The organism is Paraburkholderia sp. RL17-381-BIF-C (assembly GCF_046026435.1).
Taxonomy (GTDB): Bacteria; Pseudomonadota; Gammaproteobacteria; order Burkholderiales; family Burkholderiaceae; genus Paraburkholderia.
Window position 1 is genome coordinate 1 of sequence record NZ_JARESX010000004.1, and the last position, 14,562, is coordinate 14,562.

General features: G+C 63.2%; 11 protein-coding genes and 2 tRNA genes. 8 read left to right on the forward strand and 5 right to left on the reverse strand.

Annotated features, from left to right (window positions below):
- Positions 1-80: 80 nt before the first annotated feature.
- Together P0D70_RS04315 and P0D70_RS04320 are read left to right on the forward strand one after the other, a co-directional pair.
- On the forward strand, positions 81-455 hold the full coding sequence (locus P0D70_RS04315) for an MAPEG family protein (RefSeq protein WP_408182960.1): 375 nt from the start codon (positions 81-83) through the stop codon (positions 453-455).
- A 155-nt stretch (positions 456-610) separates the two neighbouring features.
- Entirely contained in the window at positions 611-1,942 is a 1,332-nt protein-coding gene (locus tag P0D70_RS04320) for a chloride channel protein (RefSeq protein WP_408182963.1), read from the forward strand.
- Between the two features lie 144 nt (positions 1,943-2,086).
- Here the strand turns inward: P0D70_RS04320 and P0D70_RS04325 are convergent.
- Together P0D70_RS04325 and P0D70_RS04330 are read right to left on the reverse strand one after the other, a co-directional pair.
- A tRNA-Leu gene (locus P0D70_RS04325) sits at positions 2,087-2,173 on the reverse strand.
- A gap of 251 nt (positions 2,174-2,424) precedes the next feature.
- A tRNA-Leu gene (locus tag P0D70_RS04330) sits at positions 2,425-2,511 on the reverse strand.
- Positions 2,512-2,849: 338 nt separating this feature from the next.
- Here P0D70_RS04330 and rnr point away from each other — a divergent pair.
- Positions 2,850-5,351 carry a ribonuclease R gene (rnr, locus tag P0D70_RS04335; RefSeq protein WP_408182966.1) on the forward strand — a complete coding sequence of 834 codons (2,502 nt, stop codon included), beginning with the start codon at positions 2,850-2,852 and terminating at the stop codon, positions 5,349-5,351.
- A 197-nt stretch (positions 5,352-5,548) separates the two neighbouring features.
- Complete coding sequence (gene rlmB / locus P0D70_RS04340) at positions 5,549-6,292, forward strand: 23S rRNA (guanosine(2251)-2'-O)-methyltransferase RlmB (protein WP_011488090.1); 744 nt, start codon at positions 5,549-5,551, stop codon at positions 6,290-6,292.
- Between the two features lie 193 nt (positions 6,293-6,485).
- Here rlmB and P0D70_RS04345 read toward each other — a convergent pair whose 3' ends face one another.
- The gene (locus P0D70_RS04345) at positions 6,486-7,100 is read right to left on the reverse strand and encodes a hypothetical protein (protein WP_408182968.1); all 615 of its coding nucleotides are present in this window, start codon (positions 7,098-7,100) and stop codon (positions 6,486-6,488) included.
- Positions 7,101-7,219: 119 nt separating this feature from the next.
- Between P0D70_RS04345 and rpiA the strand changes: the two genes are divergently transcribed.
- Positions 7,220-7,915, forward strand: coding sequence for a ribose-5-phosphate isomerase RpiA (gene rpiA / locus P0D70_RS04350; protein WP_091794751.1), 696 nt, complete (start codon positions 7,220-7,222; stop codon positions 7,913-7,915).
- Between the two features lie 82 nt (positions 7,916-7,997).
- Here rpiA and P0D70_RS04355 read toward each other — a convergent pair whose 3' ends face one another.
- Positions 7,998-9,326 (reverse strand): glycosyltransferase family 4 protein, encoded by a 1,329-nt coding sequence (locus P0D70_RS04355; protein ID WP_408182971.1) that lies wholly within the window; start codon positions 9,324-9,326, stop codon positions 7,998-8,000.
- A 168-nt stretch (positions 9,327-9,494) separates the two neighbouring features.
- Between P0D70_RS04355 and P0D70_RS04360 the strand changes: the two genes are divergently transcribed.
- The 3 genes from P0D70_RS04360 to P0D70_RS04370 all read left to right on the forward strand — a co-directional run bounded on the left by P0D70_RS04360 (position 9,495) and on the right by P0D70_RS04370 (position 11,689).
- On the forward strand, positions 9,495-10,712 hold the full coding sequence (locus tag P0D70_RS04360; RefSeq protein WP_408182973.1) for a glycosyltransferase family 4 protein: 1,218 nt from the start codon (positions 9,495-9,497) through the stop codon (positions 10,710-10,712).
- A gap of 258 nt (positions 10,713-10,970) precedes the next feature.
- Positions 10,971-11,270: a type II toxin-antitoxin system HigB family toxin gene (locus tag P0D70_RS04365; RefSeq protein WP_091794742.1), complete on the forward strand. Its 300-nt coding sequence runs from the start codon at positions 10,971-10,973 to the stop codon at positions 11,268-11,270.
- The gene (locus tag P0D70_RS04370) at positions 11,267-11,689 is read left to right on the forward strand and encodes a helix-turn-helix domain-containing protein (protein ID WP_408182975.1); all 423 of its coding nucleotides are present in this window, start codon (positions 11,267-11,269) and stop codon (positions 11,687-11,689) included. The genes P0D70_RS04365 and P0D70_RS04370 overlap by 4 nt, the downstream gene beginning before the upstream one ends.
- A 352-nt stretch (positions 11,690-12,041) precedes the next feature.
- Here the strand turns inward: P0D70_RS04370 and P0D70_RS04375 are convergent, their stop codons facing one another.
- Positions 12,042-14,450 carry a polysaccharide biosynthesis tyrosine autokinase gene (locus tag P0D70_RS04375; RefSeq protein ID WP_408182977.1) on the reverse strand — a complete coding sequence of 803 codons (2,409 nt, stop codon included), beginning with the start codon at positions 14,448-14,450 and terminating at the stop codon, positions 12,042-12,044.
- Positions 14,451-14,562: the final 112 nt, after the last annotated feature.

Sequence of the window (14,562 nt, forward strand, 5' to 3'; positions counted from 1 at the left end):
CGGTTGGCGACGGCGCGCACCGGCGGGTATAACAGCGGCTCGCGCGGCATTCGCGCCGCGCATACAAGGGAGACTAACCAATGACGATTCCGCATATATGCCTGCTCATCGTGGCTCTGCTGCCATTCCCGTGGACCATGCTGGCGAAGGTCAGCAAACGCTACGACAATCGCACGCCGCGCGCTTATCTTGCGAACCTCGAAGGCTGGCGAGCGCGAGCTCATGCGGCGCATCAGAATGCGTGGGAGGCATTGGCGATGTTTACCGCCGCGATCGTCGTAGCCGGACAGGCAGGCGGATCGAGCACGTGGATCAACTGGCTGGCGATCACCTTCGTGGTCACACGGGTGCTGCACGGCGTGCTGTATGTGGCTAACCTGGCGTCGCTCAGGTCGCTGGTCTGGTTCGTCGGTGTCGCGTGCGTGGTGTCGATGTTCTTTGTGTCTGCTCGCTAGGCAAGCGTGAAGGCGCCGCGGCTTTCGCGCGGCGGGTTGGACCGTCTTATATATGCGTGCAGTGAATCAGTCGAGCCAAAAAATCAATTTGATTCATGTTGCGTCGCGGAATAACATGGTTGGCATTCCACTTGTTTCGCCGTAGCCCACGCGCCATGTCATTCAAATCAATCACTTCCGAGCCAGTACGCCGCGAGCGGAGTCCGTTTGCCGTAGTCGCCGCCGTCACGCTGCTCACGGGTCTCGGCGCCGGTCTCGGCGGCATGCTGCTCGCGTTGCTGCTGCATGGCATTCAGCATCTCGCTTACGGCTACAGCGTGACGCACGTGATCAGCGCGGAGAGTTTTCTGCAGGGCGTAAGCGGCGCCTCGCCTGAACGCCGGCTGCTCGTGCTGACGGTTTGCGGACTCGTGGCCGGGCTCGGCTGGTGGGCGCTGTACCGGTTCGGCCGGCCGCTCGTGAGCATTCGCCAGGCCGTCAAGTCCGACGATCCGCAGATGCCTGTAGCAAGCACGACGGTCCATGCCGTGCTCCAGATCGTCACCGTCGCGCTGGGCTCGCCGCTCGGTCGTGAAGTGGCGCCGCGTGAAATCGGCTCGGCGTTGGCCGGCTGGCTGTCGCGGCGGGCGGGCCTGTCGGTCGCGCAGAGCCGGATCATGGTGGCGTGCGGCGCGGGCGCCGGGCTGGCCGCCGTCTATAACGTGCCGCTCGGCGGCGCGGTGTTCGTGCTCGAAGTGTTGCTGGGCAGCTTCGGCTGGCCCGTTCTGGTGCCGGCCATCGTGGCTTCGTCGGTGGCCGCGCTGGTCGCTCAGGTGGGCCTCGGCAACGAGCATCAATACCTCGTGCCTTCGCTGACGCTGAGTTCGTCGCTCGTGGTGTGGTCCGTGGTGTGCGGTCCGATTTTCGGCGCGGCGGCGTGGAGCTTCGCGGAACTGATGCAACGCTCGCGTGCGGCCGCGCCGAAGAATTGGCGCCTGCCGGTTTTGTCGCTGCTGAACTTTGCGATGATCGGCGTGCTGGCAATGCATTTCCCGCAGTTGCTCGGCAATGGCAAGGGCCCCGCGGGACTGGCATTCGATGGTGGCCTGACCGTGAGTCTTGCCGCGATGCTGCTGGTGCTGAAGGTGGTGATCACCGCGAGCAGTCTGCGGGCAGGCGCGGAGGGTGGCTTGCTCACGCCGGGGCTTGCGAACGGTGCGTTGCTGGCGATCGTGCTCGGCGGATTGTGGAGCGTCGTGTGGCCGGGGGCGTCGCTGGGCGCATTCGCGGTGGTCGGCGCGACCGCCTTTCTCGCTGCCTCGATGCAAATGCCGATCACGGCCGTGGTGCTGATGTTCGAATTCACCCGCGTGAGCCAGGATTTTCTGATTCCCGTTCTGTTCGCCGTGGGCGGCGCACTGCTGGGGTTTCGCGCGTGTGCGAAGTGGGTGCCGGCGTTGCAGTCGAGCTTTGGCTTGAACTGGAGCGGGGCAGGTAAAGCGCGATGAGGATTCAGCCTTTGGCCGGGTGGCATGTTGAATGTCACTCTGCCGCAGGCGAAGTTGGGCAGGTATCAAGAAGCGTCGCCGGAAACAAAAAACCCCGTGAAGCGCAGAGGCTCAACGGGGTGTTTCGTTTCACTTGAAAAGGGGTGGTGCCCAGGAGAGGACTCGAACCTCCACGGTGTTGCCACCGCTAGGACCTGAACCTAGTGCGTCTACCAATTCCGCCACCTGGGCACGTCTTCAAGCTAGACCGCTATTTTAGCGTGATGATGCAGCGTGTCAATCCCTACATGCAAACTAACTTCGCTTCACTCAACCGCCCGGATAAGTCGTGCAGCGAAGCGATACTTCACCGCTCAACAACCGTCCTGCAGACTACCTCCAACTACCTCTTAACCACGCAATCCACTCCGATCAACCGGAAGCGGATCACCAGGTCTCACACAAAAAGTAAAGCCGCTCGTAAGCGGCTTTACTTTTGAATCTGGTGCCCAAGAGAGGACTCGAACCTCCACAGTGTTGCCACCGCTAGGACCTGAACCTAGTGCGTCTACCAATTTCGCCACCTGGGCAGGTGATGAACAGCAAAGAACGCCATTATAGCGACAGATTAGGGCCTGTCAAGCGTTTCTCAAAACTTGCTTAAACATGGCGACGACGTGCCTGCAAGCGCTTCACAGCAACTGCCCAACGACTATTGTTGGGGCCGCTTGGCGCGCAATACGGGTGTTAGAATGCCTCGCAGTAGTTCGTTGGCACGGTGCACACGCCCGTCGGACTCAGCCTTGAACGAGCCGGACCCGAGCAGTCTTTTCTGTGCATTTGCAGGTGCAATTCAAGTGCGGTTCAAGCGCAACCGAAGCGCACCGTCATCGCTTCCTAGACCGAGCCACATCGCCGACCGACGTCCATGCAACGAGAAAAAATCATCGATAAGCCCTTGAGCAAATTTCCGTATCCGATTCCAAGCCGCGAAGAAATTCTGGGCGTCCTGCGCACGAGTGAAGCGCCGCTTGCCGCGAACGACATCGCCGAAGCGCTGTCGATCAAGCGCCAGGAGCGCGAAGGATTTTTCAAGCGCTTAGGCGCGATGGAGCGCGACGGCCAGATCCGGCTCGATCAGCGCAATCTCTATCAACTGACTCATCCGTCGAACTTCGTTGCGGGCCGCGTGCAAGGCCATCGCGACGGCTACGGTTTTCTGATTCGCGACGACGGTCAGGACGATCTGTTCCTGCCCACCGGCGAAATGCAGAAGGTCATGCACAACGACCGCGTGCTCGCGCGCATCGTCGGCTATGACCGGCGCGGCCGGCCGGAAGGGCATATCGTCGAGGTCACGGACCGCGCCAACAAGCGCGTGATCGGCCGCCTGCTCAACGAGAACGGCGCGCTGATCGTCGCGCCCGAAGACAAGCGCATCGGCCACGACATTCTGATCACGCAGAACACCAAGAAGGCCAAGGTCGGCCAGGTGGTGGTGGTCGAGCTGACCGATTTCCCGAGCCGTCATTCGCAGCCGCTCGGCCGCGTGGTGGAAGTGCTCGGCGATATCGACGACCCCGGCATGGAAATCGAAATCGCGGTGCGCAAATACGGCGTGCCGCACGAATTCAGCCAGGCCGCGCTCGACGAAGCCTCACGCTTGCCCGACGAAGTGCGCCCGGTCGACGCGCGTCATCGCATCGACCTGCGCGATGTGCCGCTCGTCACGATCGACGGCGAAGACGCCCGCGACTTCGACGACGCCGTGTACTGCGAGCCGGTTCAGGTGGGCCGTGGCGAGGGCTTCCGGCTGATCGTCGCGATCGCGGACGTCTCGCACTACGTGCACCCGAAGAGCGGGCTCGACGCCGACGCGATCGAGCGCAGCACCTCGGTGTATTTCCCGCGCCGCGTGATTCCCATGCTGCCGGAGAAACTGTCGAACGGCTTGTGCTCGCTGAACCCGAACGTCGACCGTTGTGTGCTGGTGTGCGACATGATCGTCACCGCGCGCGGCGAAGTGAAGGCGTATCAGTTCTATCCCGGCGTGATGCACTCCGCCGCGCGGCTCACCTATACGGAAGTCGCCGCGGTCCTGAAGAACACCAAGGGTCCGGAGGCCGCGCGCCGCGCCGCGCTGCTGCCGCAACTGCAGAATCTGTACGGCGTGTACAAGTCGCTGTTCGCCGCGCGTCAGAAACGCGGCGCGATCGACTTCGATACGACCGAGACGTACATCGTCTGCAATGCGCAGGGCAAGATCGAACAGATCATTCCGCGCACCCGCAACGACGCGCACAAGCTGATCGAGGAGTGCATGCTGGCCGCGAACGTCTGCGCGGCCGACTTCCTCAAGCGCAACAAACATCCGGGGCTGTTCCGCGTACACGCCGGACCGACCGCGGAAAAGCTCGAGAATCTGCGCACCTTCCTGCGCGGCATGGGCCTCACGCTCAACGGTGGAGAGACGCCGCACGCAAGCGATTACGCCGCGCTGATGGCGCAGATCCGCGAGCGGCCCGACGCGCAGATGCTGCAAACCATGCTGCTGCGCTCCATGCAGCAGGCCGTCTACAGCCCGGACAACATCGGCCACTTCGGTCTCGCGTACGAGGCGTATGCGCACTTCACGAGCCCGATTCGCCGTTATCCCGATCTGCTCACGCACCGCGCGATCTACGCGATCCTGCAGGGCCGCAAATATCAGCCGGAGCCACCGCAAGGCGTCGAGCTGAATACGGCGCTCTCGCCGCGCGCTCGCGCCATGCAGCAGGCTGACGACGAAAAACGCGGCCGCGTGCGCGGCAACAACGTGGCGATCTGGGAAGAACTCGGTCTGCATTGCTCGGCCAACGAGCGCCGCGCCGACGAAGCCTCGCGCGACGTCGAAGCGTGGCTGAAGTGCTACTTCATGCGCGACAAGCTCGGTGAAGAGTATGGCGGCATGGTGAATGGCGTCACGTCGTTCGGCATTTTCGTGCAGCTCGACTCGCTGTTTATTGAAGGCCTCGTGCACGTCACGGAACTCGGCTCGGACTACTTCCAGTACGACGAGATCAAGAACGAGTTGCGCGGCGAGCGCACCGGCATTCGTTATCGTCTGTCGGATCGTGTCCGGGTGCAGGTGAGCCGCGTGGATCTCGACGCACGCAAGATCGACTTCCGGCTCGTGCGCGACACGCCGATCAAGCCGCCTTTGGTGCGCGGGCCGGCGGCCGACAAGTCATCCGGTGAAAACGGCGGTGCACGCGTGCGTGCGTTGCCGCCGGCGGAAGGTGGCGCGGCCGCGCCGGGCGCGCGCCGCAAGAAGCCTGCGCCCGCGCAAACCGCGGCGGTGAAGGAAGCACGCGCGGCGCGCGGCGCGGCGAAGAAGCATGGTGCCGCGACCAAATCGGCGTCGAAACCGCAGGCACGCAAGAAGCGCTGAAGTCGCCTGACTGCTTGAACCGCGCGCATCGGGCACGTAGCAACGTGCCGGTTGCGCGCGGTCTGCATTTCATCGCAGCCTGCCGTCCGAACGCGGCTTACGAACGCGGCAAGCAGGCGCGGAAGACAGGTTCGCACAGGTTCATATTCATCACAGCAGCGCGCGTAGCGCGCGCTCAATCAAAGGTTGTATCAGTTATGGCACGTCTCAAGGTTCTATACGGTTTCCACGCAGTGACGGCACGTATCCGGCACGATGCGTCGACGGTCGAAGATGTCTACTACGACGCGACGCGCAAAGACCGCCGCATGACCGAATTCCTGCACGCGGCGAAAGAAGCCGGCGTGCGCCTGATCGCCGCCGACGAAACGCGTCTGTGGGGCCTCGCGCACACGGAGCGTCACCAGGGCGTGGTCGCGCGCGCGGGCGACATGCCGCTCGCGCAGAATCTGGCTGAGTTGCTCGACGGCATCAACGGTTCGCCGCTGATTCTCGTGCTCGACGGCGTGACCGATCCGCACAACCTCGGCGCGTGTCTGCGTGTTGCCGACGCTGCCGGCGCGCACGCGGTGATCGCACCGCGCGATCGCGCGGTCGGTTTGAACGCGACGGCCGCGAAGGTGGCGAGCGGCGCGGCCGACACCGTGCCGTACATCACGGTGACGAATCTGGCGCGCGCGCTGCGTGAGTTGAAGGACGCGGGGGTGTGGGTCGTCGGCACGGCCGGCGAGGCCACCAAGAGCCTCTACGACACGGAACTGGACGGTCCGGTGGCACTGGTGATGGGCGCCGAAGGCGAGGGCATGCGCCGCCTTACGCGCGACACCTGCGACGTGGTCATGCAGATCCCGATGGCGGGCACGGTCGAAAGCCTGAATGTGTCGGTGGCAAGCGGGGTTTGTCTGTTCGAAGCGGTGCGTCAGCGGTCGGTGAAGAAGTAACGCCGATAAAGCAAGAGCTTGCGCAAGTTCAAGCAGCCGCTTTCGGACAGTAGCGATTGAAGTGGTCTGCAACTGTCCGGCGAGTGAGTGGCAAATGCAAGCCGGGTTACGACGCGCGTGTGCTGGCTCGAGTGCCGCAAACACGCGCGGTTTCGTCAGTGCTTCGTTTTCCCGGCCGCCCTGTCCCGTTCGATTACGACGCAACTTTTTCAACGGCCTTTACCAGCGTGAATCCGGCCCTGTCCAGGCGGTAATAGTACACACCGGCGCCTGCCTCATTCCGGCTTCCGTGGACGATGATCAGGCTGCTGTCGCGTTTGAACTCGATCGGTTCGCTTATATCGCTGTCCCAGCAACACACGGTAAAGGGAAGCCACGCCACCTTTCCTGTCTTCGCATCAATTGCGACCGTCTGAATGCAGGACGCGCCGCATCCCCAACTGGCGAGCGTATAGTGCCCCGCAAAATTCGGACGCTGACCACTTAACGCGTGTAGTCGAGTGGCGAATTTTCTATCTCGGGAAGAGATAATTCTGACTTTCGACGGTTTGCCATTAAATAGGTCTGTGGCTGGAAAATCGTTAAATTTGGGCGCCGCTTCATCAGCGTAGGGCTGCCCGATAGAGAAAGCCGACAACGCAAGAAACGCAAAAAATAGCTTTTTCATTTTCAATACCAGTGATGTTTTTCCCAGAACGTCCTGGCCATCCGCGCCGTGTGATCTTTCGCTACCCAACCTTTTTTCTTGTGTTTTATCTCGCGATGATTGTGTGCATGCTTGCTCATGCGGGCGACTTGCCGTATCCACTCGGTTCCGCCGGCTGGACGCAATGCGGCAGCCCCCGCCGAAGAAGAGAAGTATTCCCGACGGGCGCTCGCGCGCCACTCCGGTAAACTAGCGTTTTTTACTGCTCGCCTGCCTCCCCCATGACTCAAGACGAACTCAAGCAACTGGTCGGCCAGGCCGCCGCCGACTACGTGAACGCCAACGTGCCCGAAGGCTCGGTGATCGGCGTCGGCACCGGCTCGACCGCGAACTGTTTCATCGACGCGCTGGCCGCCGACAAGACGCGCTATCGCGGCGCGGTGTCGAGTTCGCTCGCCACCACCGCGCGGCTGCAATCGCACGGCTTCAAGGTGCTCGATCTCAACGAAATCGATTCGCTGCCGGTGTATGTGGACGGCGCCGACGAGATCGACCACAGCGGCGCGATGATCAAGGGCGGGGGCGGCGCGCTGACACGCGAGAAGATCGTCGCGTCGGTGTCGGACGTGTTCGTGTGCATCGCGGACGCCAGCAAGCTGGTCGAGACGCTCGGCAATTTCCCGCTGCCGATCGAAGTGGTGCCGATGGCGCGTACCGCGATCGGCCGTCGCGTCACGGCGCTCGGCGGCGTGCCGGTGGTGCGCGTCACGAAAGAAGGCGTGCCGTTCATTACCGACAACGGCAATGAAATCATCGACGTCAAGGGTTTGCGCATCAGCGACCCGCGCACGCTGGAAACCCATATCAACGCATGGCCGGGCGTGGTGACGGTGGGCCTGTTCGCCACCCGCGGCGCGGATCTGTGCATGCTCGGCACGGATACCGGCGTCGAGACGATCCAGTACAGCAAGGGTTGAGCAACGCTGTCTGAGCACCGCGCGCGAGCCTGGGTCAACCGGCTCGCGTCGGCGTCGGGCATGGAGTTCGCAACGACAACCGTTAGCGTGCGGCTTGCCTGATTTCTTGCGTCATCCGCTGCAAATACTGCTCCACTGAAAATTCCGTTTGTGCGTCGGTCAGCGCCTGTTGTGCAAGGCGTTGCGCCAAGACCGGATCGGCGCGCAACGCGCCGATCGCGTCGGCCAACGCGGTGGCGTCGCCCGGTTTCACCAGCCAGCCATTGCGCCCGTGCCGCACGATCTCGGTCACGCCCCCGGCCGCCGAGGCGATCACCGGGCGTCCCGCCGCCATCCCTTCGACGACCACCCGCCCGAACGGCTCCGGTTCGGTGGATGTGTGCAGGATCACGTCCATCGCTTTCATCCACGCGGGCACGTCGTCCTGAAAGCCCGCAAAATGCACGCGATCCGTCACGCCGAGCGCCGCAGCCTGCTCGCGCAGGCGCTGCGCGTAGGCTTCCTCGCCGAATAGCGGTGCGCCCACCAGCACGAGATGCGCGTCCGGCAGGCGCGCGAGCGCATCGAGCGCGATATGCTGACCTTTCCACGGTGCGAGGCGGCCGAACAGGCCCGCTATCCATGCCTCTTCAGGCAGGCCGAGACGCCTGCGCAACGCGGCCACGTCGTTGCCGTTCACCCGGCTGAACGCGGCGGCGTCGATGCCGTTGTAGACGACCGGCGCCGAGCCGGCCGCGATACCTGTCAACGCCGCGAGCGAGCGCGCCGACGCCTGCGAATTCACCACCACGTGATCGACCGCGATACGCACGAGCCATTTGACGACGCTCAACTGCACGCGGCCGAAATGCTCGCGCGTGAGAATGTCGTGCTGATACCAGATTACCGGTTTGCGATGCAGCGGTTTGCCGAGCGCGCCGAGCACCAGCGCTTTTTGCGTGTTGAGAAACAGCACGTCGAACTGTCGTGCGCGCGTTGCGATCGCACGCACCTGACGCAGGATGCCGGGCACGACGCGCAGACAGCTCAACACGGACGCTTGCCGCTCGACGTTCGACACCCGCGCGTCGTTGATCACCTGGACGCGCACGCCGAGTGTTTCGAGGCGCGCGCGAAACGGACCATCGGAAAGCAGCACGACTTCGCTGCGCGCAGCGCAATGGTGCGCCAGTTGCAGCAGCGCGAATTCAGCGCCGCCGAGCTGGCCGCTCTGATCGACGAATAGCACGCGCGGTATCGCGGGCGCGGCGCCAATCGCCGCCGGCGAGGAAGGCGCTGACGCAGGCGCAGACGCAGGTGCGGACGCGCCAGCGGGATCGATCAGCGCGGGCTGAACCCGGGGCAAGGAATGCGCGAGCGGGGAGCGTGGAGCGAGAGGGGCGAGTGGCGTGGCGTCGATCGTCGGGCGCATAGGAAGGCGAAGTAATGGAACGCGCAGGTTCGCAATAGGCGAATGGCGATGCTTGATTATTCGCGTACAGTCGCGCGCCGAATGTGGGCACGCGCACGCACAGCTAACGATGCGCCACATACACTCGTTACCAGGCCCAAGAGGCATTAATTAAAAAACGGGGTGATCATGAAAGTGGCGATCGTGCACGACTGGCTGGTCGCGCCGGGCGGGGCGGAGAAGGTGCTTGAGCAGATCATCGAGTGCTTTCCCGACGCGGATCTTTTCAGTCTTGTCGATTTCCTTAAAGACCGTAGACCTTTGGGCGGCAAGCCCGTGACGACTTCATTCATTCAGCGTTTGCCGTTCGCACGACGCCACTATCGAACCTATTTGCCGCTGATGCCGCTCGCCGTCGAACAATTCGATCTGTCCGGCTACGATCTGATCATTACGAGTTCCTATGCGGTTGCCAAGGGCGTGCTGGTCGGCCCGGATCAGACGCATGTGAGCTACGTGCATTCACCGATGCGCTACGCGTGGGATCTGCAGCACCAGTACCTACGCGAAGCGAATCTGACGCATGGACCGAAGTCGTGGGCCGCGCGCGCGCTGCTCCATTATCTGCGCGGCTGGGATTCGCACTCGGCCAACGGCGTGGACCGTTTGATCGCGAACTCGCAGTTCGTGGCGCGCCGCATGATGAAAGCTTATCGGCGCGATGCGGCCGTGATTCCGCCGCCCGTCGACGTACACGAATTCGAACTGTGCACGCGCAAGGAAGACTTTTATCTGACCGCTTCACGGATGGTGCCTTACAAGCGCATCGATCTGATTGTCGAGACGTTCAACGCCACGCCGCATCGCAAGCTGATCGTGATCGGCGACGGGCCGGAGATGGCGGCGATTCGCGCCAAGGCGCGGTCGAATGTGACGATCCTCGGCTATCAGCCGTTCGAGGTCCTGAAGGATCATCTGCAACGCGCGCGAGCCTTCGTATTCGCCGCGGAAGAGGATTTCGGCATCGTCGCGCTCGAAGCGCAGGCCTGCGGCACGCCGGTCATTGCATTCGGCAAGGGCGGCGCGCTCGAAACCGTGGTGCCGATCGGCGAGGCGCATCCCACCGGCGTGTATTTCGCGCGCCAGACCGTGGTGTCGATGCTCGACGCGATCGCCCGCTTCGAGCGTCAGTGCGAGCAGATCACGCCGGCGGCGTGCCGCGCGAACGCGGAGCGCTTTTCGGCGGCGGTTTTCCGGCGCGCGTTCATGGCGGAAGTGACGCGCACGATCGCGGCGGCGGGGCTGCGCCATCGGGTCGGGGTGGTCGAGCGGGCCGAACCCGATCTGGCCACCCAGGAACTCCGGTGGCCCGCCGAGCCGACGCCGAAAAGCAGTTGGGGCCGCTGACGGGCGCGAAACGTGAGCTCGTCGGATGGGTCCGGTAGGGGTCGGGGGGAGCAGCCCGGAGAAGCGCTGGGTTGTCTCGTTATTCGCATATTGCGAACTTCGCGATATGCGAATAAAATGCTGTTCGTGGTACCGCAGTAAGCTGTAAACAGCCGTTCGGACTATGCCGTCCGGCCGGCTATCGGTGTCGATTCGCTCCGTTTAGCCTTGCAGGTGAAGCGCGCATGTTCAGCGCGCGAAAACGTGCGAGGAAATCCGATGCGGGTCATTTCAAAGAAAGCGTTGCTGGACTTCATAAAGAGACATCCGGGCGCGCGCAGTGCGCTATTGACGTGGTATTCACTGGCGCAGGCATGCCTCGCGTATGGCTATAACGACCTGAAGCAGACGTTCGCCCGCGTGGACTACGTGCCGCCTCAATACACCGTTTTCGATGTAGGCGGCAACCGGTTCCGGATCGTTGCGGCGATTCACTACAACAGGCAGTCGTTATTCGTTCGTCATGTCATGACGCATGCGGAGTACGACCATTGGACGAGGAAGAATCTAAACTCATGAATGCCGATCGCCTTCCGGGAGCCTTTCCCGACATCGCTCAAACCTGGGCGGCACTGCGAACCCAGTTGCCGATCACACCCATTCGTAACGAGCAGGACTACCAGACCATGGTGCGGCTCGCCAACTCGCTTGCCGATCATCTGAATGGCAACGAGGAAGATCCGCTGTCCGATCTGTTCGCGATCGTGACCGATCTGATCGAAAACTGGGAAGCGCACAACGTGACGATTCCCAAAGCGGAGCCGCGCGAGGTGTTGCGTCATTTGCTGGAAACGCATGGCTTGAGGCAGAAGGACCTGATAGGTATCGCGTCGCCTACCGTGGTGAGCGATATCCTCGCGGGCCGCCGCGCCATCAGCAAGAAGGTGGCCAAGGCGCTGGCCGTGCGTTTTCATACCGACGTCAGCGCGTTCCTGTAAACGCCGCGCAGCGTCGGCCTCGTGCTGTGCGCTGTGCCGGCCGGCAAGCCTTTTCTCGTCCATTCACCTCAGCCTGTCCACGCCGCACCGGCGGCATTGTTAACCGCCGGTGTCGGTGCTCGGCGCATTGGCGCTGTTCCTGTTTTGATCACGCGAAGCATGCGAAGCACCTTCGCGTAAGAAGCGCGTGCGCGCCCGCATCCTCGATCCACACGCAAGGATAGGCACACGCGAGCAGCGCGTTCTGAGCTCGCGCGTCGTCTTGGTCTGAATACCCCGCGCAAATACAAAAGGGCTGCGCCTTCATGCGGCGCAGCCCTTTCTTTGTCCAGCGCCCAACGCTCAACGCGCTTCAGCTCGGCGCATGAATGTCAGGCGGGTCACCGGCTGAGTAGGTGTACGCATAGGCATAGTCGTACGTGCCGTTGCGATTGTGACTCTTGAGCGGCACGGCATTCATTACGCCGCCCACCACCCGCGCACGCGCGCGCCGCAGTTTCTTCAGCGCGTCGGCCACGTGGCCCTCGGTGTGTGCGCCCGAGCGCATCACCAGCACCGTGGACCCGGCGATATGCGCGACCACCGCGGCGTCGGCCACCGCCAGCAGCGGCGGCGTATCCACAATGACCAGATCGAACTCCTGCTCGAAGCGCGCGAGAATTTCGCTGAAACGCGGCGAGGTCAGAATCTCCGACGGATTCGGCGGATAAGCGCCCGACCCGATGAAGTGCAGGCCATCCACGCCGGTCGCGCGCGCCACGGCTTCCAGATCCGCCTGGCCGGTCAGCAGTTCGGTCAGGCCGCCGTTAGGCGAGCGGCCAAGATAGTGGGCGAGCCGGCCGCGTCGCAGATCGGCGTCGATCAGCAACACGCGCTTGCCCGATTCCGCCATCAGCGCGGCGAGGTTCGCGCACAGGAAGCTCTTGCCGTCCGAGGGCGCCGGGCTCGTGATCGCAACGATCCGGTTGGGCGCGTCAAGCAGGCCGAATTGCAGCGTGGCGCGCAGCCCGCGCAAGCCTTCCACTGTAGTGTCGTACGGATGCGTCTTGACCAGCAGCGGCCGTATCGGCGTCTTGCCCGAACCGATGACGGTCTGCGTGCCCACCGCCACCTGGGCTTGACTGTCGGCCGCCGAACGCGAGCGCAGCAGGCGCATGACGCCGGACGGCTCGTGCGCGACCGCGCGTACTTCGGTCGGCGTGGAGCGCGGTCCGGGCAGGGCGGCGCGGCGCATCGCGCTCAATTGCCGGTCGCTGCGCGCCTGTTCCGGACTGAAGGCGATCGAGCCGAAAATCGGCAGATGAAAGCGCCGTTCGACGAACTCGGGGTCGGACACGCCGGTAAAGAACGTACGGCGGCAGAACGCGAACAGAATCCCGCCGATCACGCCGAGCACCGTGCCGGCCGAAATGATCAGCGCCGACTTCGGCCGCACCGGCTGGGACGGCAGCAAAGCTTCGTCGATGATATGCACGTTGCCGATCGTGCCGGCGCGCGAGATAGAAAGCTCCTGTGTTTTGTTCAGCAGCGTCACATAGATTTCTCCGGCCACTTTCGCGTCGCGCTGCAAGGCGATGGCGTTGCGCTCGGAACTCGGCAAGGAGGCGAAGTGATCCTCGAAGTTTTTCTTCTCGCGCGTCATCGCGGCGATTTGCGCGTCGACCTGCTGCACCTCCTGGGACGCTTCGGTGAAACGCTGCAACAGTTGCGCGCGCTGAATGCGCAACGTGCCGAGCTGCTTGTCATAGTCGAGGCCACCGGCGAGGTACACACCGGCTTCCTGAGTGGGCTGGAACGAGAACGAGCCGACTTTCGACTGATACTCCGACAACGCGGTTTCCGTCCGCTTCACTTCTTCGCGCAGACGCGGCAATTCGCCGTTCAGGAAGGTCAGCATGCGGCTCGCTTCTTCCTGCGCGCGTTCGGTGCGTTGCTTCAGATACGAGTGGGCCACCGCGTTGGCGATGTCGGTGATCGCGTGCGGGTCGGTGCCCGTGTACGACAGTTGCACGACGCCGGTGTCGCGGCCTTTCTCCGTGACCTGCAAACCGGCGGCCAAGCCGGTGACCGCGTCGAGCTGGTTGTAGCGCGTCACGTAGAACTCGGTGCCCGGACGCGCCACCAGCGTCTTCACGAACAGCGTGACGCCGCCGCCTTCGGCTTCCTGGCCGGCGACGCCGGTGAGGATCTGTTGGCCGAACGCATCGGTCAGTTCATAGCGGCCGTATTCGAGCACGCGCAGCGTGAGGCGCGCGCCTTCGAGCGACTTCGGCACGCCGATCGACTTGACCTCGAATTGCTCGCCGCCCCACGCATACGAATCCAGGCCGAACGCCACGCCGAGCGGATGGCCCGGCCGCGCGAACAGCGCCGAGATCTTGCCGAGCACCGGCACGGTCTTTTCAGACGTGGTGAAGTTCAGCTTGAACTGTTCGACCACCGGCTCGACCACCGCGCGACTCTTGATGATTTCGATTTCCGCGTCGGTGCGCATCGGTCCGACCGACGGCGTGAGCGTCGGCGAATTTTGCGACTGCGTGCTGCCGTTGTTGTTGCTTTGCGCGTCGACCTGGAGCAGCGCGTCGGCGGAATAGATCGGTGTGGCGACCTTCGTGTAGAGCACGGCGGCGAGAATCACGCTCGCGGCAATGCCGATCACCCACCAGATCTGATCCATGACCATGCGCAAGAGGTCGCGCATCACGGCGTCTTCGTCGCTGCTGGACGCCGGTCCCGGTTCCAGCATGTCGTATGTACTCATAGTGATACCCCGTTGCGAGCGATTGTTCTGAACAACTGTGGTGTGTGGAAAAGCGATGCTGCCGAGAGCCCGACGGCCATCGTTCTGATAGTCATGTTGTGGTCCCCCCGCG

Coding starts and splice junctions, on each gene's coding strand:
- P0D70_RS04370 (WP_408182975.1), top strand. CDS start 11,267: ATGAATGCCGATCGCCTTCCGGGAGCCTTTCCCGACATCGCTCAAACC.
- P0D70_RS04365 (WP_091794742.1), top strand. CDS start 10,971: ATGCGGGTCATTTCAAAGAAAGCGTTGCTGGACTTCATAAAGAGACAT.
- rnr (WP_408182966.1), top strand. CDS start 2,850: ATGCAACGAGAAAAAATCATCGATAAGCCCTTGAGCAAATTTCCGTAT.
- P0D70_RS04360 (WP_408182973.1), top strand. CDS start 9,495: ATGAAAGTGGCGATCGTGCACGACTGGCTGGTCGCGCCGGGCGGGGCG.
- P0D70_RS04315 (WP_408182960.1), top strand. CDS start 81: ATGACGATTCCGCATATATGCCTGCTCATCGTGGCTCTGCTGCCATTC.
- P0D70_RS04355 (WP_408182971.1), bottom strand. CDS start 9,326: ATGCGCCCGACGATCGACGCCACGCCACTCGCCCCTCTCGCTCCACGC.
- P0D70_RS04320 (WP_408182963.1), top strand. CDS start 611: ATGTCATTCAAATCAATCACTTCCGAGCCAGTACGCCGCGAGCGGAGT.
- P0D70_RS04375 (WP_408182977.1), bottom strand. CDS start 14,450: ATGAGTACATACGACATGCTGGAACCGGGACCGGCGTCCAGCAGCGAC.
- rpiA (WP_091794751.1), top strand. CDS start 7,220: ATGACTCAAGACGAACTCAAGCAACTGGTCGGCCAGGCCGCCGCCGAC.
- rlmB (WP_011488090.1), top strand. CDS start 5,549: ATGGCACGTCTCAAGGTTCTATACGGTTTCCACGCAGTGACGGCACGT.